The sequence below is a fragment of the Streptomyces puniciscabiei genome (assembly GCF_006715785.1).
Taxonomy (GTDB): domain Bacteria; phylum Actinomycetota; class Actinomycetes; order Streptomycetales; family Streptomycetaceae; genus Streptomyces; species Streptomyces puniciscabiei.
On record NZ_VFNX01000001.1, the window covers coordinates 6,271,735 to 6,296,049 of the forward strand.

Below are 24,315 nucleotides of genomic sequence, written 5' to 3' on the forward strand. Positions count from 1 at the left end.
TGATGTCTCGGGCAGCACTTCTCGTCCTGGCCGACGGCCGCTTCCCCGCCGGAGGGCACGCGCACTCCGGCGGGGCGGAGGCCGCCGTCAAGGCGGGCCGGATCACCTCCGCCGCGAGCCTGGAGGACTTCTGCCGGGGCCGGCTGCACACCGCCGGACTGGTCGCGGGCGCGCTGGCGGCGGCCGCCGTGCTCGGCGTGGATCCCGGGGAGCTGGACGCGGCGGCGGACGCCCGTACGCCGTCGCCCGCCCTGCGCGTCGCTGCGCGTCGCCTCGGCCGACAGCTGGTGCGGGCGGCGCGGTCCGCCTGGCCGTCGGCCGAACTCGACGCGCTGGCACGGCGATTCCCCAAGGGGGCGCACCAGCCGGTGGTCCTCGGTCTCGCCGCGCGGGCGGCCGGGCTGGGGCCGGACGACGCGGCGTACTGCGCGGTGTACGAGAGCGTGAGCGGGCCGACGACGGCGACGGTACGACTGCTGAGCCTCGACCCGTTCGACGCCACGGGCGTACTGGCGCGGCTGGCTTCGGAGCTGGACCGCGTCGTGGACCAAGCGGTGGCGGCGGCCCGGAGAGTGCGCGACGAGGGCGTCGACGCGTTGCCGGCGGCGTCCGGGCCGCTGCTGGAGATCGGCGCGGAGTGGCATGCGGGCTGGCCCGTGCGGCTGTTCGCGTCGTAGAGGTCGCCCCCGCTGCCCCCCACCCCTCCCACCCCAAAGGGGCTCCGCCCCTTCGACCCCGCCAGGGGGCTTGGCCCCCTGAACCCCCGATCGGCCTGAACGGCCTCGTCCTCAAACGCAGGACGGGCTGATTGATGCCGGACCTGGCTGAAAATGGAGCCGCTGTCATGCACCTCGACCACACCCACTCCGGCCCCGCCGCCGTCAGCGCGGACGCGCACCGTCCCGATGGGGCGCGGCGGGCCCTGCGCATCGGGCTCGGTGGGCCCGTCGGATCCGGGAAGACCGCGACCGTCGCCGCGCTCTGCCGGGCCCTGCGCGACGAGCTGTCGCTGGCCGTCGTCACCAACGACATCTACACCCGTGAGGACGCCGAGTTCCTGCTCCGCGAGGCCGTGCTGCCGCCCGAGCGGATCACAGCCGTGGAGACGGGCGCCTGCCCGCACACCGCGATCCGCGACGACATCTCCGCGAACCTGGAGGCCGTCGAGGACCTGGAGGACGCGGTCGGCCCGCTGGACCTGATCCTCGTCGAGTCCGGCGGCGACAACCTCACCGCGACCTTCTCCAGGGGGCTCGTGGACGCGCAGATCTTCGTGATCGACGTGGCCGGCGGCGACGACATCCCGCGCAAGGGCGGTCCCGGTGTCACCACCGCCGACCTGCTCGTCGTCAACAAGACCGACCTCGCTCCCCACGTCGGCTCCGACCTCGCCCGGATGGCCGCCGACGCCAAGGCCCAGCGGGCCGAGCTCCCCGTCGTCCTCCAGTCGTTGCGCAGCGAGCGGGGCGTAGCCGACGTGGCCTCCTGGGTGCGCGAGAGGCTCGCCGCGTGGACCGCATGACGGCCACCGGCGTACGGGCGGACGCGCGGATCGTGGCCCGCGCGGACGGCCGAGGCGGCACCGCGCTGCCCGTCCTGGACAGCGACGGCCCGCTGGCCCTGCGCCGCACCCGGTCGAGCGGCACCGAGGCGAAGGTCATGGTGGTCGGCGCGATGAGCGGCCCGCTCGGCGGCGACCGCTTCACGCTCACCGCCCGGGTGGAGCAGGACGCCCGGCTGCACGTCGGCTCCGCCGCCGCCACCCTCGCGCTGCCGGGCCAGACCAAGGACGAGGCCCGCTACGACGTACGGCTCGACGTGGCCGACGGCGCCGAACTGCGCTGGCTTCCCGAGCAGTTGATCTCGGCCCGCGCCAGTGACCTGCACGTCACCACGCGGGCCGAACTCGCCGCCGGCGCCCGGCTCGTGCTGCGCGAGGAGCAGGTGCTCGGACGAGCGGGAGAGGAGCCCGGGCGCCTCACCAGCCGGCTGACGGTACGGGTCGCAGGCCGGACGGTGCTGGACCAGGAACTGTCCTGCGGGCCCGGTGCCCCGGGGGGCTGGGACGGCCCCGCCGTACTCGCCGGACACCGTGCGGCGGGCCAACTCGTGCTCGTCCGGCCGGAGTTCCTGGAAGAGCCGCGCCAGGCGCGGATGGTGGACGAGTGCGCGGCCCTGGTACCACTGGCCGGCCCGGCGGTTCTGGTCAGCGCCGTCGCGCCCGACGCCCTGTGCCTGAGGCGCGTCCTGGACCGGGCATTGGCCCAGTTCGGCTGAAGCGCGCCCCACAAAGGGGAGTTGACCGTCAATGGGACATGACCATCCGTTTATCGGATTGGTAAAGATGGCAGGCGCCCCCTGTTCTCAGACGGCTCACAGCCGAGAGGATCCCCCGGACTGACCACTCGCAGTGATCCTGCATGTAGGGGGAGGGGCCCACTTGAGGGACAACAGACCGAAGAGCCGCCTGCTGGCGCTCGGTTCGGCCGGAGCACTCGTCACCGCCACCCTGATCGCCGGTGCCGTCTCCGCGCCCGCCGCCAGTGCCGCCGGCCGGCCCGGCCAGGACCGGGAGGCCCAGGGCGCCGCGATCGCCGCCGCCCGCGCCGCCAAGGCCGGCATCGACTGGCAGGACTGCCCGGCCGACTGGGGGCTGGAGAAGCCCATCCAGTGCGGCTGGGTCAGCGTGCCGCTGAACTACGCCCACCCGTACGGCAAGCAGATCAAGCTCGCCGTGGACCGCATCGGCAACACGGGCACCAAGGAGGAGCGCCAGGGCGCCCTCGTCTACAACCCGGGCGGCCCCGGTGGCTCCGGCCTGCGCTTCCCGCGCCGGGTCACCACCAAGAACGCCGTCTGGGCGAACGTCGCCAAGGCCTACGACTTCGTCGGCTTCGACCCGCGCGGCGTCGGCCACTCCGCGCCCATCTCCTGCGAGGACCCGCAGGAGTTCGTGAAGGCGCCGAAGATGGACCCGGTGCCGGACTCCGAGGCGGACAAGCTGGCCCAGCGCAAGCTGGCCCGCCAGTACGCGGACGGCTGCCTGGACCGCACCGGCCGCGCCATGCTCCAGCAGATGACCACGCCGAACACCGCCCGCGACCTGGACGTCATCCGCGCCGCCCTGGGCGAGAAGAAGCTCAACTACCTCGGCGTCTCCTACGGTACCTACCTCGGCGCTGTCTACGGCACCCTCTTCCCGGGCCACCTGCGCCGTATGATCGTGGACAGCGTGGTCAACCCCGCCCGCGAGAACATCTGGTACCAGGCCAACCTGGGCCAGGACATCGCCTTCGAGGGCCGCTGGAAGGACTGGGAGGACTGGGTCGCCGCGAACGACGCCGCCTTCCACCTCGGCACCACCCGCGACGCCGTCCAGGCCAAGTGGCTCCAGCTGCGCGCCACCGCCAAGAAGAGCCCCATCGGCGGGGTCGTCGGCCCGGCCGAGCTGACCTCCTTCTTCCAGAGCGCGCCGTACTACGACTCCTCGTGGGTGCCGGTCGCCACGGTGTTCGGCAAGTACGTCGCCGGTGACACCAAGGCGCTGGTCGACGCCGCCGCCCCCGACCTGGCGAACACGGCCGGGAACATCTCCGCCGAGAACGGCAACGCGGTCTACACGGCCGTCGAGTGCACCGACGCCAAGTGGCCCACCAGCTGGAAGAAGTGGGACAGGGACAACACCGAGCTCAACAAGAACTACCCGTTCATGACCTGGGCCAACGCCTGGATGAACCTGCCGTGCGCCACCTGGCCGGTCAAGCAGCGGACTCCGGTCGACGTGCGGACCCACAAGGGCCTGCCGCAGGTGCTGATCGTTCAGTCCACCCGGGACGCGGCCACCCCGTACGAGGGCGCCGTCGAACTGCACAAGCGGTTCCAGGGCTCCCGCCTGATCACCGAGAAGGACGCGGGCTCGCACGGTGTGACGGGCCTGGTCAACCCCTGCATCAACCAGCGCGTCGACGCCTACCTGCTCGACGGCACGCTGGACGGCGCGGACGTGACCTGCGGCCCGCACGCCACGCCCAAGCCGTAACCGGACTCGTCACGGCTACGAGGGGCGGCCGGGCTCACCGGCCGCCCCTCGCTCACGCCGCAGCCGGACTGTCCGTACCCCTCCGGCGACGGCAGGGGTCAGCTCAGCGGTGCCCGCGGGAACCTGCGCTCCCTCTTCTCGGCCGTCTGTGCCGCCTTGACGACCGCGGCGTACTCGTCGACGTACTCCTGCTCGGACAGGGTCAGGATGGCGTACATGATCTCGTCGGTGACGGCCCGCAGGATCGCCTTCTCCTGCTCCATCCCGGCGTAGCGGGAGAAGTCGAGGGGCTTGCCGAACCGGATGGTGACGGGATGGAAGTTCGGGACGACCTTCCCGGGCGGCTGGGCCTCGAACGTGCCGATCATCGCGCACGGCACGACCGGCACCCCGGCCGTCAGCGCCATCACCGCGACGCCGACCTTGCCCTTGTAGAGCCTGCCGTCGTGCGATCGGGTGCCCTCCGGGTAGATCCCCAGCAGCTCGCCCCGGCCCAGCACCTTCAGGCCCTCACGGATCGCCGCCTGCCCCGCGTCCTTGCCCGAACGGTCCACCGGGATCTGCCCGGCGCTGCGGAAGAAGAACGCCGTGAGCCGGCCCTTCAGCCCAGGGCCGGTGAAGTACTCCGCCTTCGCCAGGAAGGTGATCCGGCGCCGCAGCATCGCCGGCATCAGGAAGTGGTCGGAGAAGGACAGATGGTTCCCGGCGACGATCGCGGGGCCGGAGTCCGGCACGTTCTCCAGGCCCTCGATCCGGGGCCGGAAGACCAGTCTCAGCAGGGGACCCAGCAACACGTATTTGAGCAGGTAGTAGAACAAGGGGTCGCTCCTCACTCTGGCGGATCGGCTCAACCGCCGCGTTCTAGCAGGTCAAACGGCATGTCGTGGGGTGTCAGTGTAGGTGCGGGCGCAGTCACGGGGAACCGGGCCCGTTCGTATCCATGTTGACGCGGTGCCGACGTTGTTGACGAGTCGTCAGGGCCGGTGTGCGTTCGACGCGGAGCGGAATCGCCGGCCGCGGGTCACAGCCGGACGATGACCAGTGCCGTGTCGTCGGTGGCGCCCCCGGGCGGCAGCAGTTCCAGCAGGACGGCGTCCGCGAGGCTCTCGGGGTCCTCGTCGCGATGGCGTGCGAGGGAGTCGGCGAGCCGGGCCAGACCGGTGTCGATGTCCTCATGACGGCGCTCCACCAGGCCGTCGGTGTAGAGGACGAGGGTGGCGCCGTGGCCGTAGGTCGTGCCCGCCTCGGGTCTCGGCATGGGGTCGGGGCGGGCGTCGAGCGGCGGGTCGGTGGCCTGGTCGAGGAACTCCACCCGGCCGTCGGGGTGGACGAGGACGGGCGGCGGGTGTCCCGCACTGCTGTAGGTGATCGTGCGGCGGTCGCAGTCGATGAACGTCGTGACGGCGGTGGCCGATTCGGCGCCGTCGACGACGTGCGCATACCGGCCCAGGACGTTCAGGGCCTCGGCCGGCCCCGCGGCGACCCGGGAGGCGGCGCTCAGTGCGCTGCGCAGCTGACCCATCACCCCGGCGGCGTCCAGGCCGTGCCCGACCACGTCGCCCACGGCCACGCCGATGCGGTTGCCGCCCACCAGGTCGACGAGGTCGTACCAGTCCCCGCAGACGTTCAGCGCGCCGACCGCGGGCCGGTAGCGCACCGCGGCGCGATGGTGGCCGACCTGCCGGCGTGCCGGAAGCATCGCCTTCTGCAGGGCGAGGGCCACCTCGCGCTCGCGGGCGTGGGCCTGGCGCAACCGCTCGTTCAGTTCCTGCAGTTCGCGGGCGCGCGTGTACAGCTCCGCCTCCAGGACGCGGGACCGGCTGCCGGTGGGGCCGCCGCGGGCCCGGATCAGCTCGGTGACCTCCTCGAGCCGGTGCACCAGCAGCACCACCTTGCCGTCCGGACCGAACACCGGGGCGTTGACAGGGCTCCAGTAGCGTTCCTCCCACTCCCCGGGCCGGTCGGGGTTCTCCACGTCGTACCGCTGCAGGGCCATGGCGTCGCGCTCGCCGGTGGCCACGACCCGGGTCAGCGAGGCGGCCAGGTTGCGCATGCCCGACGCGGCGGGGGCGTTGGGATTGTCCGGGAAGACGTCGAAGAGGTAGCGCCCCACCACCTGCTCGCGGGTGCGCCCGGCCACCCGCAGGAACTCCTCGTTGGCGTCCGCGAAGAGCAGGTCGGGTGTCAGCAGCGCCACCATGCCCGGCAGCGCCTGGAACACCCCCGCGTAGTCGATGGCCCCATCGTTCATGGCTACCACCCATCCGCCGGAGTTACGTCATTTTCGCACGTGATGCGATGTATGCACGCTTCGTGGGGGTCAGGCCGGCTGGTCCGTCGAGGACTGCTCCGCCCAGATGATCTTCCCGCCCGGGACGAAGCGGGTGCCCCACCGCTCGGCGAACTGGGAGACCAGCAGCAGCCCGCGGCCGCCCTCGTCCGTGGTGCGCGGATGGCGCAGATGCGGCGCGGTCGCGCTGCCGTCGGAGACCTCGCAGATCACGGCGGCCCGCTCCCTGATCAGCCGGAGCCGCACGGGGCCCTCCGCGTGCCGGATGGCGTTGGTGACCAGCTCGCTCACGACCAGCTCCGTGGTGAACACCAGGTCGTCCAGTCCCCACTCGCTCAGCTGCCGGGTGGCCTCCTTGCGGGCGTCGGCGACCACGGCCGGGTCGGCGGCCAGCTCCCAGTCGGCGACCCGGCCGGCGCCGAGCAGCCGGGTGCGGGCCATCAGCAGGGCCACGTCGTCGTGCGGCCGGGCCGGGACCAGCGTGTCGACCACGCTCCGGCAGCGCATGTCCAGTGTGGGGGCGCGCCGTTCCAGGGCGCGGCGAAGCCGGTCCCGGTCCGCGGCGACGGTCCCCGCACTGTCTTCGTCGTCCCTGCCGTCCGCGTGGGCCAGCAGCCCGTCGGTGTGCAGGGCCAGCGTGCTGCCCTCGGCCAGGGCCAGTTCGACCGCCTCGAAGGGCGGACCGCCCGCCCCGAGCGGCGGGCCCTGCGGCAGGTCGACGAAGCTGACGGCGCCGTCGGGCAGGACGACGGCGGGCGCGGGATGGCCCGCGGCGGCCATCGTGCACTGCCCGGTGACGGAGTCGTAGATGACGTACACGCACCCCGCCCCCACCGCCTGGACACCGGCGGCCTCCGGGTCCTCGAGCCGCAGGCCCTCCTCCCGGGCCATCCGCGCCACCAGGTCGTCGAGGTGCGCGAGGATCTCCTCGGGCGGCAGGTCGAGCGCCGCGAGGGTGCGCACGGCGGTGCGCAGCCGCCCCATGGCCGCCGCGGCGTCGATCCCGTGCCCCGGCACCTCACCCACGACCAGGGCCACGCGCGCCCCGGACAGCGGGATGATGTCGTACCAGTCGCCGCCCAGGCCGGTCAGCTCGTCGGCAGGCCGGTAGCAGGCGGCCACCTCCACGGCGTCCTGCTCGGGCAGCCGGCGCGGCAGCAGGCTGCGCTGCAGGACCAGGGCCGCCTCCCGCTCGCGGGTGTAGCGGCGGGCGTTGTCCACGCAGACCGCCGCCCGGGACACCAGGTCCTCGGCGAGACTCAGGTCGTCCTCGTCGAACGGTTCCTGGCGGCGGCGCCGGAAGAAGGTGGTGACGCCCATCGTGACGCCCCGCGCGCGGATGGGCACGATCATCACGCTGTGCACACCGAGCTCCAGGAAGGTCGCCATCCGGCCGCCCGGGATGTCCGTCGCCCATTCCTTGGCCAGCGGGTCCAGCCGTTCCGCGCGCCAGGACCGGCCCGTGGTCAGACTGCGGATCGGGGGCGATCCGGCGAGGTAGGTGGCCACTTCGCCGATCGCGACGACGGCTTCCGGGACGCCGGGGTGCACCGACTGGTGCCCGGCCCGCCGCAGCGGCACCTGGTCCATGTCGCTGGGCGGCTCGGGCTCGGCGCCCCGCAGCACGGACTCCAGCAGGTCCACGCAGACGAAGTCGGCGAAGCCCTGCACGCCCACGTCGGCCAGTTCCTGCGCGGTCCGCACGATGTCCAGGGTGCGGCCGATCTGCTCCCCGGCCCGGTCCAGCAGGGCCAGCCGCTGCCGGGCACGGTGCCGGTCGGTGATGTCGACGACCGTGTAGTACACGCCCATCGGGTGGCCCTGGTCGTCGTCGAGGCGGGTGAACGACATCATGTGCGCCGTCTCCCGGTGCGGCGCGGACCGCACGTGCCCCACATGCTCGAAGCCGACCACCGGCCGCCCGGTCTGCAGCACGCGCCGCATCTGCGTCTCGATGTCCGCGAAGTCGATGCCCGGCTGGATCTCCGAAAGGCGCCGCCCCAGCCGTTCGCGCGGGGAGCCGCCGCCATACCGCTCCAGGGCCTCGTTCGACCACACACACCGCAGATCGGTGTCCACGATCGCCATGCCGACGGCGGAGTCGGTCACCATCTGCTCCAGCACCTCGCGGCTCATGTCCCAGCCGCGTGCCCCGGACACGTCGGAGACGAGAACCAGCCAGTGCGGCGCCCCGCCGGGTTCCATCGCCGGGGTGATCCGCACCATCACCCGCACCGGCTGCCCGCCCTTGCGCCGCGCGGTCAGCAGCCCCGCCCAGCCGCCGTCCCGGCGGCACCGCTCGGCCAGCTCGGGCACCCGCGCGGCGTCCTCGTCGGACAGCAGGCCGGTCACCTGGCTGCCCACCACCTCGGCGGCCGTGTACGCGAGCAGGCGCTGGGCGCCCTGCGTCCAGCTCGTCACCACGCCCTGTGCGTCGAGCAGCAGGGGCGCGGCGTCGGCCACGTCGAACCGCTGCCGGGTGACGTCCCGCTCCTCGTGAGTGCTCACGGCCGACCTCTCTGTAGCTGAGAGTGGTCTACCCCCCCTTGGCTCAATCTTCACTCTGCGGGCAAACGAACGGTCGGTGTGGGCGACCTGCGGGCCGCCCATTGGCCGCCCACACCGGGGTCACGAACCCAGGACCTTCTCCAGCGCCGCCAGCGCGGAGCGCAGTTCCTCCGCCGTGATGGTCAGCGGGGGTGCGAGCCGGATCGTGGAACCATGGGTGTCCTTCACCAGGACTCCTTCCCGCATCAGCCGCTCGCTGACCTCACGGCCGGTGCCGATCGCCGGGTCGATGTCGACGCCCGCCCACAGGCCACGGGAGCGGAAGCCGACCACGCCCCGGCCGGCCAGCTCGGTCAGCCCGTCCCGCAGGACCACGCCCAGCTCGGCGGCCCGGCGCTGGAACTCACCGCCCTCCAGCAGCTCGACCACGGCCGTGCCGACCGCCGCGGCAAGCGGGTTGCCGCCGAACGTGGAGCCGTGCTCACCCGGGTGCAGCACACCCAGCACCTCGCGCCGGGCCACCACCGCCGACACCGGCACGATCCCGCCGCCCAGCGCCTTGCCGAGCAGCAGCATGTCCGGCACGACGGCCTCGTGCTCCACGGCGAAGGTGCGGCCGGTGCGGCCGAGGCCGGACTGGATCTCGTCCGCGATGAACAGACAGCCCTTGCGGCGGGTCAGCTCCCGCACCCCGGCGAGATAGCCCTCGCTCGGGATGATCACGCCCGCCTCGCCCTGGACGGGCTCGATCAGCACGGCCGCCGTGGTCTCGTCGACGGCCTCCTCCAGCGCGGCCAGGTCGTCGTACGGCACGATCCGGAAGCCGGGCGTGAACGGGCCGAAGCCCGCCCGGGCGGTCTCGTCGGTGGAGAAGCTGACGATGGTCGTCGTACGGCCGTGGAAGTTCTCCGCCGCGACCACGATCGTCGCCCGGTCGGCGGGGACGCCCTTCACGTCGTACGCCCACTTGCGGGCGACCTTGATGCCGCTCTCCACCGCCTCCGCGCCGGTGTTCATCGGCAGCACCATGTCCAGGCCGGTCAGCGCCGCGAGCCGCTCGGCGAAGGAGGCGAGCCGGTCGTTGTGGAAGGCGCGGGAGGTCAGCGTCAGCTGGTCGAGCTGGCGGTGCGCGGCCTCGATCAGCGCGGGGTGCCGATGGCCGAAGTTCAGGGCGGAATAGCCGGCGAGCATGTCGAGGTAGCGGCGGCCCTCGACATCCTCCACCCAGGTGCCCTCGGCCCGGGCGACCACCACCGGCAGCGGGTGGTAGTTGTGCGCGAGGACCGGCTCCTCCGCACGGATCAGGTCGTCGGACGTACGGGTGCGCGCGGGTGCGGTCATGAGCGGATCTCCTGGGTGCAGCACTTGATGCCGCCGCCTGCCTTGTGGAACTCGGACAGATCGACGGGGACGGGGGTGTAACCGTGGCCGGTGAGACGCTCGGCGAGCGCCTCCGCCTGCGGGGCGATGAATACGTGCCGGCCGTCGGAGACGGAGTTCAGGCCGAACGCCATCGCGTCGTCGCGGGTGGCGAGCACCGCGTCCGGGTACAGCCGGCGCAGCACCTCGCGGCTGCCGGCCGAGAACGCCTCGGGGTAGTAGCAGATGTTGTCGTCGTCGAGGACGAACAGCGCGGTGTCCAGGTGGTAGAAGTACGAGTCCACCAGGGTCAGGCCGATCACCGGGTGACCGAGGAACTCCTGCGCCTCCCGGTGCGCCTCGCGGGTGGTGCGGAACCCGGTGCCGGCGAGCACGTACCGGCCCGTCCACACCAGGTCGCCCTCGCCCTCGGCCACCGACTCCGGGCGGTACACGTCGTAGCCGGCGGCCTTGAACCAGGTGTCGTAGTGCAGCGACTCCGGGCGCCGCTCGGGTGCGTGGAAGAGGGAGCCGAAGACGCGGCCGCCGACCACGAACGCCGCGTTGGCGGCGAAGACCATGTCGGGCAGGCCGGGGACCGGCTCGACCGACTCGACGGTGTGACCGTGGTCGCGGTAGGTGCGGATCAGCGTCTGCCACTGTTCCCGGGCGAGGTCCACGTCGACCGGCTTGTCGGGGTGCATCCAGGGGTTGATCGCGTACCGCACGGCGAAGTGTCTGGGTTCGCAGACGAGAAAGCGCCGAGGACGCTGTACACGGCTATCGGACACAGAGGGTTTCCTCCGCTTTGCTGTGTGTCACTGGGGGTGCACACCACGGTAGAAAGGGAGGCAGACGGCCGACAAGAAAAGAAAGCTGCGTAGATGCGCAGCATCGCTGCGTCTTTTGCGGGCATCACGCACTGGTCCTGCGCATACTTCGTCACTCGGGGGCCGCGTGGGTCGCACCCGCTTCCGGGCTTTCCGGGAGGAGATGGGACAGAACCATCACGCTGATCGTCTTCCGGATGAACGGCTCGACCCGGATCCGCTCCAGCACCTCCTCGAAGTGCTCCACGTCCCGCGCCCGCACGTGCAGCAACGCGTCGGCGCCGCCGGTGACCGTCATGGCCGCCGTGATCTCCGGATGGTTGCGCACGACCTCGGCCAGCCTGCGGGGCGGGGCCGCGCCCTCGCAGTAGACCTCGACGTACGCCTCGGTGCGCCAGCCGAGCGCCGAGGGCTTCACCGTCGCCGTGAACCCGGTGATCACCCCGGTCTCCCGGAGCCGGTCCACGCGCCGCTTGACGGCGGTCGCGGACAGCCCGACGCCCGCACCGATCTCGGCGAAGCTGGTCCGGGCGTTCGCCATCAACGCGGTGATGATCTGGCGGTCGAGGTCGTCGAAGGAGGTCGTCCTGCTGTTCATGCGGGCACTGTAGTCAGCCCCGCCCGGCGGCCGCCCTCACGACTGCGTGACGACCATGGCGAGCGTCAGCAGCCCCAGCACCACCCATCCGAACCACAGCCAGCCGTTGCTGCCGAGCGCGACCGTGTAGGCGGTGACGACGACGAGCCCGCCGACCGTGAGAGCCCCCATCGCCTTGGTGGAACCGTTCGTGGAACCGGGCATCGCGACACCCTCCTCATGGTCCGTCCTGACCATGGTGCCCCGATTCCCGCCCGGACGGGACGGCTCCGCCCCAGCTCTCGCGTGCGGCTCAGCCCTCGCGGGCGTTCAGCGAGGCCAGGTAGGCGTTGTACGCCTCCAGCTCCTTGTCGCCGTCGCGGTCCGCGGCCCGGTCCTCGCGCTTGGCCTGCCGCTGCTCGGAGCGGTACCACTGGAACAGCAGCGCGATCAGCACCAGCACCGACGGGATCTCGCTGAACGCCCAGGCGATGCCGCCGGCCGCGTTCTGGTCGGACAGCGCGTCGATACCGAGGGAGGCCGGCGGGTGCCGGAAGGTGTCCACCATCGGCGACGTCGCCATCATCAGGGCGATGCCGAAGAACGCGTGGAACGGCATGCCCGCGAACAGCTCCAGCATCCGCATCAGGTGCCCCGGCCGGTGCGGGCCCGGGTCGACACCGATGATCGGCCAGAAGAACACCACGCCGACCGCGAGGAAGTGCACCATCATCGCGAGATGCCCGGCCTTGGAGCCCATCAGGGAGTCGAAGATCGGGGTGAAGTACAGCGCGTACAGGCTCGCGATGAACAGCGGGATGGTGAACGCCGGGTGCGTGATGATCCGCATGTACCGGCTGTGCAGCAGCGCCAGCAGCAGCTCCCGCGGCCCCCTGCGGCCCCGGCCGGCGGTCGGCAGCGCCCGCAGCGCCAGCGTCACCGGCGCGCCGAGCAGGATCAGGATCGGCGACAGCATGCTGATCACCATGTGCTGCACCATGTGCACGCTGAACATCACCATGCCGTAGTCGTTCAGCCTGGTGCACATCATCAGGGCGACGGTCAGCACACCGACGACGTACGACACCGTACGGCCGGCCGGCCACGCGTCCCCGCGCCGCCGCAGCCGTACGACACCCCAGCCGTAGAGCCCCAGCCCGAGCAGGCAGGCGACGAGGAAGAACGGATCAGCGGACCACTCCAGCCCCCGTCCCAGCGTGAACGGCGGCAGATCCATCATCATGCCGTGCCCGCTGTGGTCCATCCGGCGGCTCCTGATTCGTGGGGGTTGTGCGAGTTGTCCGCCCCCAAGAGTAGAACCGCCCCCGGTCACGGCTGTGACGGGGGGCGGGTTGTTCCCGGGTGAACTACAGCACGCACTCCGCCTCGTCGTACCGCTCCACCGGAACCGTCTTCAGGGTCTCGACCGCCTCGGCCAGCGACACCATCACGATGTCCGTCCCGCGCAGCGCCGTCATCCGGCCGAACTCGCCCCGGTGCACGGCCTCCACCGCGTGCCAGCCGAAACGGGTCGCCAGTACGCGGTCGTACGCCGTCGGCGTGCCACCCCGCTGCACATGACCCAGGATCACCGGCCGCGCCTCCTTGCCGAGGCGCTGCTCCAGCTCGACCGACAGCTGCCGGGCGATCCCCGCGAAGCGCTCGTGGCCGTAGATGTCCTTGCCGCCCTCGTCGAAGTCCATGGTGCCGGGCTTCGGCTTGGCGCCCTCGGCCGCGACCACGATGGCGAACCGCTTGCCCGCCTCGAACCGCTCGCCGACCTTCCTCGTCAACTCGTCGATGTCGAAGGGCCGTTCCGGGACGACGATGGCGTGGGCGCCGGCCGCCATGCCGGAGTGCAGCGCGATCCAGCCGGTGTGCCGGCCCATGACCTCCACGATCAGCACGCGCTGGTGCGACTCGGCGGTCGTCTTCAGCCGGTCCAGGGCCTCCGTCGCCACGGTGACGGCCGTGTCGAAGCCGAAGGTGACGTCCGTGACGGCGATGTCGTTGTCGATGGTCTTGGGCACGCCCACGATCGGCAGCCCGTTGTCGGACAGCAGCCGGGCCGCCTTCAGCGTGCCCTCACCGCCGATCGGGATGATCGCGTCGAGGCCGAGTTCCGCGACATGGCCCTTGGCCCGCTCCACACCGTCCCGCAGATGCTCCGGGCGGACCCGGGAGGAGCCGAGGATGGTGCCGCCACGGGCGAGGATGCCGCCCACGGCGTCGAGGTCGAGCTTGAGGTAGTCGCACTCCAGGAGGCCCTTCCAGCCGTCCCGGAAACCGATGACCTCGTCGCCGTGGTCGGCGACGGCACGGTGCACGACGGACCGGATGACGGCGTTCAGGCCGGGGCAGTCGCCGCCGGACGTGAGGACACCAATGCGCATAGCCCGAAATACCTTCTCAACGTGGGCCGGGTAAACCGGACCACGTTGTCCGGCGGATTCCCGGCCACCCTACCGGCGTGAGGGGGTGGCTCCGTAGCGGGCGTCCGCCTGCTGGACGCGCCCGCACATGTGAGCGGACGGTCTGTCAGGCGGGCCCGCCGAGAGCGTGCCGGAAGGCGCTGGACTCTCGCTGAAACGGCGCTCAGGCGGGCTGCTGAGCGGCCGTGATGCGCTCGTTGCGGAGCGCCTCGTACCAGCGGTCGTCGGTCGGCGGCAGCGCGTTGACGTCGAGCGCCAGCTTCAGCAGCAGGTCGGCGATCTGCGGGTTGCGGGCGAGGACCGGGCCGTGCATGTACGTGCCGAAGACGGTCCCGTTGTACGCGCCCTCCGTGCCGTCCCCGGTGCCGTTGCCCTTGCCGATCTGCACCCGCGCGAACGGGCGGGCGGTCGGGCCGAGGTGGGTGACGCCCTGGTGGTTCTCGAAGCCGGTCAGCTGGGGCAGCCCGAGCTGCGGGTCGATGTCGGCGAGCACGTCACCGACGCACCGCTCGCCCTCGCCGCGCACCGAGACCACGTCGAGCAGGCCGAGGCCCGGCTCGCGCTGGCCGAGGTCGTTGATGAACTCGTGGCCGAGGATCTGGTAGCCGGCGCAGACGGAGAACACGATCGCGCCGTTCTGCACGGCCCGCTGCAGATGCCCGTCGCGGCGCAGCCGCTCGGCCGCGAGCCGCTGCGGACGGTCCTCGCCGCCGCCGATCAGGTAGATGTCGCCGGAGGTCGGGATCGGCTGGTCGCTGCGCACGTCGAGCCGGGCCACGTCCAGGCCGCGCTGCCGCGCCCGGCGCTCCACGACGAGGGCGTTGCCCTGGTCACCGTAGGTGCTCAGCAGGTCCGGGTAGATCCACACCAGCCGCAGTTGGTTGTCGCTCATTGAGGTGATCGCCCTTCGAGGATCAGAAGATCAGTTGCCGACGCGGCGGCGCAGGTCCTGGAACGCGGTGTAGTTCGCGATGACCTCGATCCGGCCCGGCGGGCACATCTGCACGGCCTGGTCGAGGTTCTCGCAGACCTGGAAGTGCTGGTTCGCGACCTCCAGACGCACGGCGAGGTCCAGCTTCCGGTCGCCGATCACGAAGATCGGGTGGCCGGTCAGCCGGGTGTAGTCGACGTCCCACAGCCAGGAGGTGTCGGTGCCGTCGGCGCCGCGGGCGTTCACGGACAGGATCACCGGGGTGGGCGGCGGGTCGATCAGGGAGAAGGTCTCCAGCCAGCCGGCCGGGTTCTTCGCCAGCAGCAGCCGAAGGTCGCGGTTCTGGAACTGCACGACGTCGTACCGTCCGGCCACGGCCTGCACCTGGTACATCCGCTCCAGGGCGACCTGCGGCGGCACCCCGAAGACGGCGGCGACGGCCGCGGAGGAGGCGGCGTTCGCCTTGTTGGCGCGACCCGGCAGCTGCAGGTGAATGGGCCAGGCGGACCCGTGCGGATCCAGCACGTGGTCCCCGGACAGCGCCCAGGTCGGCGTGGGCCGGCGGAACCCGCACTCCCCGCAGAACCAGTCGTCCCCCGGGCGCTGCATCACGCCACCGCAGGACGGGCAGGACCAGGCGTCGTCCTTCCACATCTGCCCGGCCGCGACCCAGATCACATTGGGCGAGGAGGACGCGGCCCACACCACCAGCGGGTCGTCGCAGTTGGCGACGACCACGGCCTTGGAGCCGGCGAGGCCCTCGCGCCAGTTCTCGGCGAGCATCCGGGTCTCGGCGGCACGGTCGAGCTGGTCGCGGGAGAGGTTGAGCAGGGCGATGCACTTCGGGGCGGTGTCCCGGGCCACACCGGCCAGGTACTTCTCGTCGACCTCGATGACACCGAACTTCGCGTCCGAGCCGCCTGCGAGTGCGGAGGTGATACCGGCCGGCATGTTGGCGCCCAGCGCGTTCGACACGACCGGGCCCGCGGCGCGCAGCGCCTCGGCGATCAGCCGGGTGGTCGTCGTCTTGCCGTTGGTGGCGGACACCAGGACGACGTCCAGGTTCTGCGCGAGCCGTGCGAGCAGGTCGGGGTCGAGTTTCAGCGCGACCCGGCCACCGATCACCGACCCGCTGCCGCGCCCGGCGGCGCGCGATGCCGCAGCGACCGCCTTGCCCGCGGTCACGGCCAGCTTGGCCCGCGGCGTGAGCGGGTCCGAGTTGCCTGCCATCAGTTCTCGATCCTCCTTGCGTACGCGCCGCGACTGGGGCCATCCGGCAGCGTGGTGTGACCTCAGCCTATCGAGATCCGTATCCACACCCGAATCCCGGCCCACGTCGTGAGCGGCGGGCGTGGGCGATACGAACCGTACCCTTGCCGCCATGCGACACGGTTCCATTCCGGGCGCCCACGGGCGCGTCCGGCCTCTCACCCTGCTCGGCGACGCGGGTTTGCGCGAACAATGCCGGGAAGTCACCGAATTCGGCCCCGGGCTGGCGGCCCTCGTGGAGGACCTGTTCGCCACGATGTACGCGGCGCAGGGCGTGGGTCTGGCGGCGAATCAGGTGGGGGTGCCCCTGCGGGTTTTCGTGTACGACTGCCCGGACGACGAGGATGTCCGGCATCTCGGACATGTGGTGAACCCGCGGCTGGTGGAGGCCGACGGGGTGGTCGTCCGGGGACCCGAGGGGTGCCTGTCCCTGCCGGGGCTGGAGGCGGGGACCGAGCGTTACGACCATGCGGTGGTCGAGGGCTTCACGGCGACGGGTGAGCCGGTGACCGTGCACGGCACGGGGTTCTTCGCGCGGTGTCTGCAGCACGAGTGCGACCACTTGGCGGGCCGGGTGTACGCGGACCACCTGACGGGCTGGCGCAAGCGCAGATTGGCGAGGCAGATCAAGCGAGCTTCATGGCACCGGGCGAGTGGTCCCAGCTGAAGGGGCGCGGGGCTGTACCGATGTGCGGCTCCGCCGCGTGGGCGCGCTCAGCCCCCACGCAGCCGCGGACGGGGATCGATCGCTAGAACCCCGGACCCCCCATTTTGTCCCCTGCCGCCGCAAGACGCCCCCACAGCAAATCCGCAAGAGACCGCACCAACTCGCCCCGGGAGCAAGGCCGTTCCCCCAGCCACCAGTCACCCGCCGCGTGCATCATCCCGACGATCCCGTGCCCCCACACCCGAGCCAGCTGCTGACTCCCCGGCCCCAGATCCACCCGCTCCTCGATGACCTGGGCCAGCTCCTCGCCCATCCGCCGAAGCAGCGGAGCCGAATGCTTGCCGACGTCGAAGCCCTGATCGCCGCCGGCGTTCCCCTCCGCCGGATGCATCAGGAACCGGTACACCTGAGGCCGGGCCTCGATCGCGGCGAGATACGTGTCCAGCGTCGACTCGACCCGCTCCCGCCGGTCGGCCGGAGCGTCCAGGGCCGCCCGCAGGGAATCGAGCAGCGCGTCCGTGTGCCGCTTGGCCAGGGCGGCGTACAGGCCCCCCTTGTCGCCGAAGTGGCGGTAGAGGATCGGCTTCGTGATGCCGGCCTCCGCGGCGATCGCGTTCATCGAGGCCTGCGGGCCGTCGCGCAGCACCACCCGGTCGGCGGCTTCCAGCAGCTCGCGCCGTCGGCGGTCGGCGGACCGCTGCTGATCGGTCCGCTGTGTGGTGTCCATGTGCTCTCCCCACCCGTGCTGATTCGGTGACGCCTGCGCAAACTAACACTGACTGTGCCCCTGACATCGAACGGGATGCCGGGACGTCATCGCCGGTTGACTTTTCCTACCCGCCGGTAACAGACTCGTGTTACCGCTAGTAACATCGCACCGCCGCCGCTGGAGGGGACATGGCCGAGTTCACCATGGAGCTCAACGACGAACAGAAGGAAGTCCGGGACTGGCTCCATGGCTTCGCCGCCGACGTGATCCGCCCCGCGGCCGCCGAGTGGGACGAGCGCGAGGAGACTCCCTGGCCGGTCATCCAGGAGGCCGCGAAGGTCGGCATCTACTCCCTCGACTTCTACGCGCAGCAGTACTTCGACCCCACCGGCCTCGGCATCCCGATGGCCATGGAGGAGCTGTTCTGGGGCGACGCGGGCATCGCCCTGTCCATTGTGGGCACCGGTCTGGCCGCCGTGGGCGTTCTGGCCAACGGAACCGAGGAACAGATCGGCACCTGGATCCCGCAGATGTACGGCGACGTCAACGACGTCAAGGTGGCCGCGTTCTGCTCCTCCGAGCCCGACGCCGGCTCCGACGTCGCCTCCCTGCGCACGCGTGCCGTGTACGACGAGGCCAAGGACGAGTGGGTGATCAACGGCACGAAGACCTGGGCGACCAACGGCGGCATCGCCAACGTCCACGTCGTCGTCGCCAGCGTCGACCCGGAGCTGGGCTCCAAGGGCCACGCCTCCTTCATCGTCCCGCCGGGCACGCCGGGCCTGGCCCAGGGGCAGAAGTTCAAGAAGCACGGCATCCGCGCCTCGCACACCGCCGAGGTCATCCTCGACAACGTCCGCGTCCCCGGCTCCTGCCTGCTCGGCGGCAAGGAGAAGCTCGACGAGCGCCTGGCCCGGGCCCGGGAGAAGGCCGCCAAGGGCGGCGAGCGCGTCAAGAACGCGGCGATGGCGACCTTCGAGGCCTCCCGTCCGGCGGTCGGCGCCATGGCGGTCGGCACCGCCCGGGCCGCGTACGAGGTCGCCCTCGACTATGCGAAGACCCGGGAGCAGTTCGGCCGGCCGATCATCGACAACCAGGGCGTGGCCTTCCAGCTGGCGGACATGCGGACGCAGATCGACGCCGCCCGCCTGCTGGTCTGGCGTGCCTCCTGGATGGCGGTCAACGGCAAGCCGTTCACCGCCGCCGAGGGGTCGATGTCCAAGCTGTTCGCGAGTGAGACCGCGAAGAAGGTCACCGCCCAGGCCATCCAGATCCTGGGCGGCAACGGGTACACCCGTGAATACCCCGTCGAGCGCATGCACCGGGACAGCGCGATCTACACGATCTTCGAGGGCACGAGCGAGATCCAGCGGCTGGTGATCGCCCGCACTCTGTCGGGCATGCCCATCCGCTAGCGGTGTCTGAGCGGCGTCAGCTGCTCGATGTCGTACTTGGCCCGCAAGGCCTCGATCGCCTCCTGGTCCGGCGGGCCCCCGTTCCCCAGGATCTCCAGCAACTCCTCGAAATAGCGCTCGTGATCGGGCGGGGGAGAGGCCTGGAAGAACATCTTGGCCGGGGTGTCCGTCGGATTGGCGAACGCGTGCGGGCACCCCGGTGGTACGACGATGACCGTGCCCGGCGTCGCCCGCACCACCCGTCTGCCGGAACTCGACTCCCACTTCCGCCAGTTGTCCGGGGTGCGGATGCGCGGCTCGAAGGCGAGGACGTCCAGTTCGCCCTCCAGGACGTAGAACAACTCCTCGCTGCGCGTGTGCACATGAGCGCCCACGTCGAAACCCGGGGGGACCTCCACCTCGAAGGTGGAGGCCATCCGCGAGTGCGTGCCGGTGACCTTGAACGTCACCCGCTGGGCCGGTGTCTCCACGACACGGCCGTGGCCCGGCGGCACGTACAGCGCCTCGATCCCGGTCATCGGCGGATCACCACGTCACCGGCAGGGCCTCGGGCCCCCGGATCAGCGCGCCCTTCTTGAAGGGCACCTTCTCCGGCGGTACGGCCAGCCGCAGGCCCGGAATCCGGTCCAGCAGGGCGTCCACCATGAGTTCCTCCTCCAGCCGGGCCAGCATGTTGCCGGGGCAGAAGTGCGGGCCGAAGCCGAACGAGACATGCGGGTTCGGGCTGCGGGAGAAGTCGATCGTGTCCGGGTCGGGGAAGACCTCCGGGTCGCGGTTGGCGGCCAGGTAGGAGTTGTACACCGCGTCGCCCGCGCGGATCCGCACGCCCCGGATCTCCACGTCCTCCAGGGCGATCCGGGACAGGCCGACCGCGTTGCGGTGCGGGATCCAGCGCAGGAGCTCGTCGATCGCCCGGGGGCGGATCTCCGGTTCCGCGCGCAGCCGCTCCACCAGGTCGGGGCGGGTCAGCAGCAGGTAGAACATCTGCCCGCTGTTGTTGGTGACCGCCTCGCCGCCGATCTGGAGGAGACCGGCCAGTCCGACGGCCTCGTCGAGCGTCACCTCGCCCCGGCCCACCGCGGCGCCGAGCAGGGAGGTGACGTCCTCGCCGGTGCTGTTCTCGCGCAGCCCGATGAGGTCGGAGAAGTAGGCGGCCATCTCCCGTTTGGCCTTCTCGCTGATCTCCTTGCCGTTGGAGGAGGACAGGATGAGCTGGGTCCAGGTGTGCATGGTGTGCCGGTCGGCGGCCGGGACGCCCATCAGCTCGCAGATCACCGCGATCGGGAACGGGCTGAGCACCGTCGCCGTGAGATCGGCGGGCGGGCCGTCCTGGAGGAGTTCGTCGACCAGCTCCTCCAGCATGGCGCGCGCCTTCTCCCGTACCCGCTCCACGCCCTTCGCGGTGAACGCGGCCGCCACCGAGCGGCGCAGCCGGGTGTGGTCGGGCGGGTCGAGGAAGCCGACCGCGCCCGGGTCGGGGATGAAGTGCGGGGCCAGCCGGGTGACCGGCTTCTTCATGACCTCCTCGCGGCTGAAGCGGGGGTCGTTGGTCACCATGCGCACGTCGTCCATCCGGGTCACCAGCCAGGCCCAGCCCTCCCCGTTGGGCAGCTGGATGCGGGTGACCGGGCCTTCGCGCATGAGCTCTCTCAGCACCGGGTCGAAGTCCGTCCCGGTGAGGTCGAGCGCCGGCCAGTGCCGGATAGGGGGCAGGGTCTCGGTGAGCGTCTCTTCGGTCATGCCGTACTCGAACCGTCTCTCGGTCGTCAGCTGCGCCAGCGGCCCAGCGCCATTTCCGCGGTGATGCCGGGTCCGAACCCGGCGAGGAGCCCGCGCGCCCGGTTCTGCGCGCCGCCCTCGTCGAACATCCGGCGCAGCGCGTCCAGCACGACGCCGGAGGCGATGTTGCCGTACTCGGTGAGGGTGGCCCGGCTGAACCGGAAGGCGTGCGGGTCGACCTGGAGGAACTTGCTCAGGTCGTCGAGGATGCGCGGCCCGCCCGCGTGGACGATGTAGAAGTCCAGGTCGGACGCGTCCCAGCCGTGCATGCCGGCGAGGTCCTGCAGCGCCGGGGCCAGCGGCTCCATGGTGGCCGGCACCCGCTTGTCGAGCAGGAAGTGGAAGCCGGTCGCCCGGACGTCGTACATGATCCACTCTTCGGTCTTCGGGATCAGGTACGAGCCGTTGCGTTCCAGCTCGACGCCGGTGCCGCCCTTGCCGCGGACCACGGCGGCGGCTATGCCGTCACCGAACAGGCCGTTGGAGAGCAGCGAGCCCACGCCCAGGTCGGTGGGCTGGTAGCACAGCGAGCAGAACTCGCAGGCCACGATCAGCGCGTTGGCGTCGGGGTAGGCCGTGCAGAAGTCGTGCGCGCGGTTGATCGCCGCGCCGCCGGCCGCACAGCCCAGCTGGGCTATGGGGAGCTGTCGGGTGGTCGGGTCGAAGTCCATCTCGTTGATCAGCCACGCCGTGAGCGAGGGCATCATGAACCCCGTGCACGAGACGTAGACGATCACGTCGATGTCGGTGGTGAGCAGTTCCGCGTCGTCGAGGGCCCGCTGGATCACCGCGGGAACCCGGGCCTTGGCCTCGGCCTCGTAGAGCTTGTTGCGCTCCTCGAAGCCAGGGTGCTTCAGGGTCTCCTCGATGGGCTGCACTATGTGCCGCGTCCTGACGCCCGTGTTCTCTATCAGCCGCAGTGCGAGCGGCAGTTGGGGGTGGTCCGCGTGGCGGGAGCGCGCCAGCTCCAGCGTCTCCTCCATCGTGATCACGTGTTCGGGAACCGACACCGAGGGTCTGCACAAAGTCGCCATGAACCGTGCCTGCTTTCGCCGTCCGGAAGGCTTGCGCCCGCCGGTCAGAGGGTCGTTCACCTCAGGAGGTGGTTCACCCACGATCACTCGACCCGGCGACGATCTCGCGCCGAACTACTCCAGACCGGGGACACCCGGTTTCGATCCGGGTAGGAAACCGCAGGTCCGCAGGAGGGAGAACACCATGACGGCACCGGCCGAGAAGCTGCTGGAGACGACCACCCGGGCACTCGCCCCCGACCCGGCCGCCAACCCGTTCGTCCCCCTGGTGGAACGCGGCGAGGCACCCCGGGAGAACCTGGCCCGCCTGGCCCTGGAACAGCAGTGGGTGATCCCCGCGGACCGCCGCTCCTTCGACCACCTGGCCCAGCGTGCCGACCCCGCCTCGGCGGCCTTCTTCACCACCCTCGCGACCGGCGAGGAACTGGCGGCGCGGCACCTGACGGCGTTCGCCCGGGCCTGCGGCGTGACGGAGGACCGCTCCCGCACCCACGTCCCCCTGGCCGGCTGCCAGGCCTACCCCGCCTTCGTCTCCTGGCTGGCCCTCAACGCCTCCCCGGCGGACGTGGTCCTGGCCCTCACCGCGAACTTCTCCGCGTGGGGCGGCTACTGCGGCCGCATCGCGACAGCCTTGCGGGCGCACTACGGTTTCGCGGACGAGTCCTGCGCGTTCTTCGACTTCTTCGCCGCACCGGCGCCGCTCCTCGACGAGCAGGCGACGGCAGCGGTCCAGGCGGGCCTGGACACGGGCTCCCTGAGCCCGGACAGGGCACACACCTACGGGCGCCTTCTTCAGGCGTACGAGGCGATGTTCTGGACGTCGCTGGGTTAGGGCGCCCCACTGCTGTGCGCGATGCACGCCACATCGATACGATCGGCCAGCTTGGCCAGCTCGATGGTCAACGCGGCAACCGTGTCCTCGTCCAACCCCTGCTCCCCGGCCTCGACAAGCCGCAGCCACCGCCCGCCCACGGTCCTCAGCAGCTTACTCACGTCGGCCGCAGCCACCTGCAAGGTACCGCGGTCGTCGACGATCAGAGGCAGGGTCACTTCGCGGTTCACAAAAGGGGATGGTAGCCGCGCAGCGCTCACGCACCCTGCCAAACCGTGGTGATGTTGCAGAACTCGCGGATTCCGTGCCCGGACAGCTCACGCCCGTACCCGGACCGCTTGACGCCGCCGAACGGGAAGGCCGGATGGGAGGCGGTCATGCCGTTGACGTAGACCGATCCGGCCTCCAGGTCGCGGGCGAACCGCTCGATCTCGCTCTCCTCCCGCGTCCACACGTTGGAACTGAGCCCGAACAGCGAGTCGTTGGCGATCAGGATCGCCTCGTCCAGGTCGCCCGCCCGGTACAGCGTGGCCACCGGCCCGAACGCCTCCTCCCGGTGGATGCGCATCTCCCGGGTGATCCCGGCCAGCACGGTCGGCGGGTAGTACCAGCCGGGACCGTCCGGGCGCTGCCCGCCGCACAGCACCTCGGCCCCGCCGCGCCTGGCGTCGTCGACCAGCTCCTCCAGGTCGGCCCGCCCCCGCTCGCTGGCGAGCGGCCCGATGGCCGTGTCCTCCTCCAACGGGTCGCCGACCTTGAGGGCCCGCATACCGGCGACGAACCTCTCGGCGAAGGCGTCGTAGACGTCGGAGTGCACGATGAACCGCTTGGCGGCGATGCAGGACTGGCCGGTGTTCTGCGTCCGCGCGGTCACCGCCACCTCGGCCGCCCGGTCGAGGTCGGCGGAGGGCATCACGACGTAGGGGTCGCTGCCGCCCAGCTCCAGCACCGTCTTCTTGATCATCTCACCGGCGGTGGAGGCGACCGCCCGGCCCGCCGGCTCGCTGCCGGTCAGGGTGGCCGCCTTGACCCGCTCGTCGCGCAGGATGTCGTCCACCGCGCCCGAGCCGATCAGCAGCGTCTGGAAACAGCCCTCCGTGAAGCCCGCCCGGTGGAACAGGTCCTCCAGGTACAGCGCCGTCTGGGGGACGTTCGAGGCGTGCTTGAGCAGACCCACGTTGCCCGCCATCAGCGCGGGCGCGGCGAACCGGATCACCTGCCAGAGCGGGAAGTTCCAGGGCATCACCGCGAGGACGGGGCCCAGCGGCCGGTACCGCACCCGGACCCGGGACGCGCCGGAGTCCCGCACGTCCGGCTCGGCGGGCTCCTCGTCCGCCAGCAGCCCCTCGGCGCGTTCGGCGTACCAGCGCATCGCCTTGGCGCACTTCGCGACCTCCGCACGGGCCTGCCTGATTGGCTTGCCCATCTCGGTGGTCATCACCCTGGCGACCTCCTGCTGGTCCTCGTCCAGCAGGCCGGCGGCCTTGTTCAGCAGGCGGGCGCGCTCGGCGAACGCGGTCGTCCGGTAGGTGCGGAACGTGGCCTCGGCGAGCTGGAGCCGGCGTTCCAGCTCTTCCTCGCCCATGGGCTCGTACGTCTTGAGCGTCTCGCCGTTCGCCGGGTTCACCGTCGCGATGGGCATGG

The 24,315-nt window shown here is 71.3% G+C and carries 24 protein-coding genes; 7 read left to right on the forward strand and 17 right to left on the reverse strand.

What is annotated here, in order from left to right:
- Positions 1–2: 2 nt before the first annotated feature.
- The 4 genes from FB563_RS29090 (at position 3) to FB563_RS29105 (ending at position 4,039) form a co-directional block, all read left to right on the forward strand.
- A complete protein-coding gene (locus FB563_RS29090) occupies positions 3–677 on the forward strand; it encodes an urease accessory protein UreF (RefSeq protein ID WP_142218988.1) in 675 nt (224 codons plus the stop codon).
- Between the two features lie 167 nt (positions 678–844).
- Complete coding sequence (gene ureG, locus FB563_RS29095; protein WP_055708549.1) at positions 845–1,522, forward strand: urease accessory protein UreG; 678 nt, start codon at positions 845–847, stop codon at positions 1,520–1,522.
- Complete coding sequence (locus FB563_RS29100) at positions 1,519–2,277, forward strand: urease accessory protein UreD (protein WP_055708581.1); 759 nt, start codon at positions 1,519–1,521, stop codon at positions 2,275–2,277. Before ureG ends, FB563_RS29100 begins: the two co-directional genes overlap by 4 nt.
- Positions 2,278–2,440: 163 nt before the next feature.
- The gene (locus FB563_RS29105) at positions 2,441–4,039 is read left to right on the forward strand and encodes an alpha/beta hydrolase (RefSeq protein WP_199832933.1); all 1,599 of its coding nucleotides are present in this window, start codon (positions 2,441–2,443) and stop codon (positions 4,037–4,039) included.
- Positions 4,040–4,137: 98 nt separating this feature from the next.
- On the opposite strand, the gene FB563_RS29110 is transcribed toward FB563_RS29105, so the two are convergent.
- The 11 genes from FB563_RS29110 to FB563_RS29160 all read right to left on the reverse strand — a co-directional run bounded on the left by FB563_RS29110 (position 4,138) and on the right by FB563_RS29160 (position 16,196).
- Positions 4,138–4,857, reverse strand: coding sequence for a lysophospholipid acyltransferase family protein (locus tag FB563_RS29110; RefSeq protein WP_055708550.1), 720 nt, complete (start codon positions 4,855–4,857; stop codon positions 4,138–4,140).
- Positions 4,858–5,060: 203 nt separating this feature from the next.
- Positions 5,061–6,290 carry a PP2C family protein-serine/threonine phosphatase gene (locus tag FB563_RS29115; protein ID WP_055708551.1) on the reverse strand — a complete coding sequence of 410 codons (1,230 nt, stop codon included), beginning with the start codon at positions 6,288–6,290 and terminating at the stop codon, positions 5,061–5,063.
- Positions 6,291–6,359: 69 nt separating this feature from the next.
- The gene (locus FB563_RS29120) at positions 6,360–8,837 is read right to left on the reverse strand and encodes a SpoIIE family protein phosphatase (protein ID WP_055708552.1); all 2,478 of its coding nucleotides are present in this window, start codon (positions 8,835–8,837) and stop codon (positions 6,360–6,362) included.
- A 120-nt stretch (positions 8,838–8,957) separates the two neighbouring features.
- On the reverse strand, positions 8,958–10,178 hold the full coding sequence (gene rocD, locus FB563_RS29125) for an ornithine--oxo-acid transaminase (RefSeq protein ID WP_055708553.1): 1,221 nt from the start codon (positions 10,176–10,178) through the stop codon (positions 8,958–8,960).
- Positions 10,175–10,987, reverse strand: coding sequence for a dimethylargininase (gene ddaH, locus FB563_RS29130; protein WP_055708554.1), 813 nt, complete (start codon positions 10,985–10,987; stop codon positions 10,175–10,177). Before ddaH ends, rocD begins: the two co-directional genes overlap by 4 nt.
- Positions 10,988–11,138: 151 nt before the next feature.
- Positions 11,139–11,624, reverse strand: a complete 486-nt coding sequence (locus tag FB563_RS29135; RefSeq protein WP_055708555.1) for an Lrp/AsnC family transcriptional regulator — start codon at positions 11,622–11,624, stop codon at positions 11,139–11,141.
- Positions 11,625–11,660: 36 nt separating this feature from the next.
- The gene (locus tag FB563_RS29140) at positions 11,661–11,828 is read right to left on the reverse strand and encodes a hypothetical protein (RefSeq protein WP_107093214.1); all 168 of its coding nucleotides are present in this window, start codon (positions 11,826–11,828) and stop codon (positions 11,661–11,663) included.
- Between the two features lie 88 nt (positions 11,829–11,916).
- Positions 11,917–12,867, reverse strand: coding sequence for a cytochrome c oxidase assembly protein (locus tag FB563_RS29145; protein WP_055708557.1), 951 nt, complete (start codon positions 12,865–12,867; stop codon positions 11,917–11,919).
- A gap of 103 nt (positions 12,868–12,970) precedes the next feature.
- Positions 12,971–13,996 (reverse strand): 6-phosphofructokinase, encoded by a 1,026-nt coding sequence (locus FB563_RS29150; protein ID WP_055708558.1) that lies wholly within the window; start codon positions 13,994–13,996, stop codon positions 12,971–12,973.
- A gap of 202 nt (positions 13,997–14,198) precedes the next feature.
- Positions 14,199–14,927, reverse strand: coding sequence for a type 1 glutamine amidotransferase (locus tag FB563_RS29155; RefSeq protein ID WP_055708559.1), 729 nt, complete (start codon positions 14,925–14,927; stop codon positions 14,199–14,201).
- Positions 14,928–14,957: 30 nt separating this feature from the next.
- Positions 14,958–16,196: a MurT ligase domain-containing protein gene (locus tag FB563_RS29160; RefSeq protein ID WP_055708560.1), complete on the reverse strand. Its 1,239-nt coding sequence runs from the start codon at positions 16,194–16,196 to the stop codon at positions 14,958–14,960.
- Positions 16,197–16,347: 151 nt separating this feature from the next.
- On the opposite strand from FB563_RS29160, the gene def reads away from it, so the two are divergent.
- Positions 16,348–16,902 carry a peptide deformylase gene (gene def / locus FB563_RS29165; RefSeq protein WP_199832934.1) on the forward strand — a complete coding sequence of 185 codons (555 nt, stop codon included), beginning with the start codon at positions 16,348–16,350 and terminating at the stop codon, positions 16,900–16,902.
- An 82-nt stretch (positions 16,903–16,984) separates the two neighbouring features.
- On the opposite strand, the gene FB563_RS29170 is transcribed toward def, so the two are convergent.
- Positions 16,985–17,629, reverse strand: coding sequence for a TetR/AcrR family transcriptional regulator (locus tag FB563_RS29170; RefSeq protein ID WP_055708562.1), 645 nt, complete (start codon positions 17,627–17,629; stop codon positions 16,985–16,987).
- Positions 17,630–17,799: 170 nt separating this feature from the next.
- Here FB563_RS29170 and FB563_RS29175 point away from each other — a divergent pair, with 170 nt between their 5' ends.
- On the forward strand, positions 17,800–19,026 hold the full coding sequence (locus FB563_RS29175) for an acyl-CoA dehydrogenase family protein (RefSeq protein WP_055708563.1): 1,227 nt from the start codon (positions 17,800–17,802) through the stop codon (positions 19,024–19,026).
- On the opposite strand, the gene FB563_RS29180 is transcribed toward FB563_RS29175, so the two are convergent.
- The 3 genes from FB563_RS29180 to FB563_RS29190 are packed head-to-tail and all read right to left on the reverse strand — an operon-like array spanning position 19,023 to position 21,839.
- Positions 19,023–19,544 (reverse strand): cupin domain-containing protein, encoded by a 522-nt coding sequence (locus tag FB563_RS29180; protein WP_055708564.1) that lies wholly within the window; start codon positions 19,542–19,544, stop codon positions 19,023–19,025. The two genes, FB563_RS29175 and FB563_RS29180, sit on opposite strands and share 4 nt — an antisense overlap.
- Before the next feature lie 7 nt (positions 19,545–19,551).
- Positions 19,552–20,766, reverse strand: a complete 1,215-nt coding sequence (locus FB563_RS29185; protein WP_055708565.1) for a cytochrome P450 — start codon at positions 20,764–20,766, stop codon at positions 19,552–19,554.
- A 26-nt stretch (positions 20,767–20,792) separates the two neighbouring features.
- Complete coding sequence (locus FB563_RS29190) at positions 20,793–21,839, reverse strand: type III polyketide synthase (RefSeq protein WP_055708566.1); 1,047 nt, start codon at positions 21,837–21,839, stop codon at positions 20,793–20,795.
- A gap of 184 nt (positions 21,840–22,023) precedes the next feature.
- On the opposite strand from FB563_RS29190, the gene FB563_RS29195 reads away from it, so the two are divergent.
- On the forward strand, positions 22,024–22,671 hold the full coding sequence (locus FB563_RS29195; RefSeq protein WP_055708567.1) for a heme oxygenase-like domain-containing protein: 648 nt from the start codon (positions 22,024–22,026) through the stop codon (positions 22,669–22,671).
- Here FB563_RS29195 and FB563_RS29200 read toward each other — a convergent pair.
- Positions 22,668–22,901, reverse strand: coding sequence for a DUF6213 family protein (locus FB563_RS29200; RefSeq protein ID WP_079048970.1), 234 nt, complete (start codon positions 22,899–22,901; stop codon positions 22,668–22,670). The two genes, FB563_RS29195 and FB563_RS29200, sit on opposite strands and share 4 nt — an antisense overlap.
- Positions 22,902–22,927: 26 nt before the next feature.
- Positions 22,928–24,313 carry an NADP-dependent succinic semialdehyde dehydrogenase gene (locus tag FB563_RS29205; RefSeq protein ID WP_055708569.1) on the reverse strand — a complete coding sequence of 462 codons (1,386 nt, stop codon included), beginning with the start codon at positions 24,311–24,313 and terminating at the stop codon, positions 22,928–22,930.
- Between the last annotated feature and the right edge of the window lie 2 nt (positions 24,314–24,315).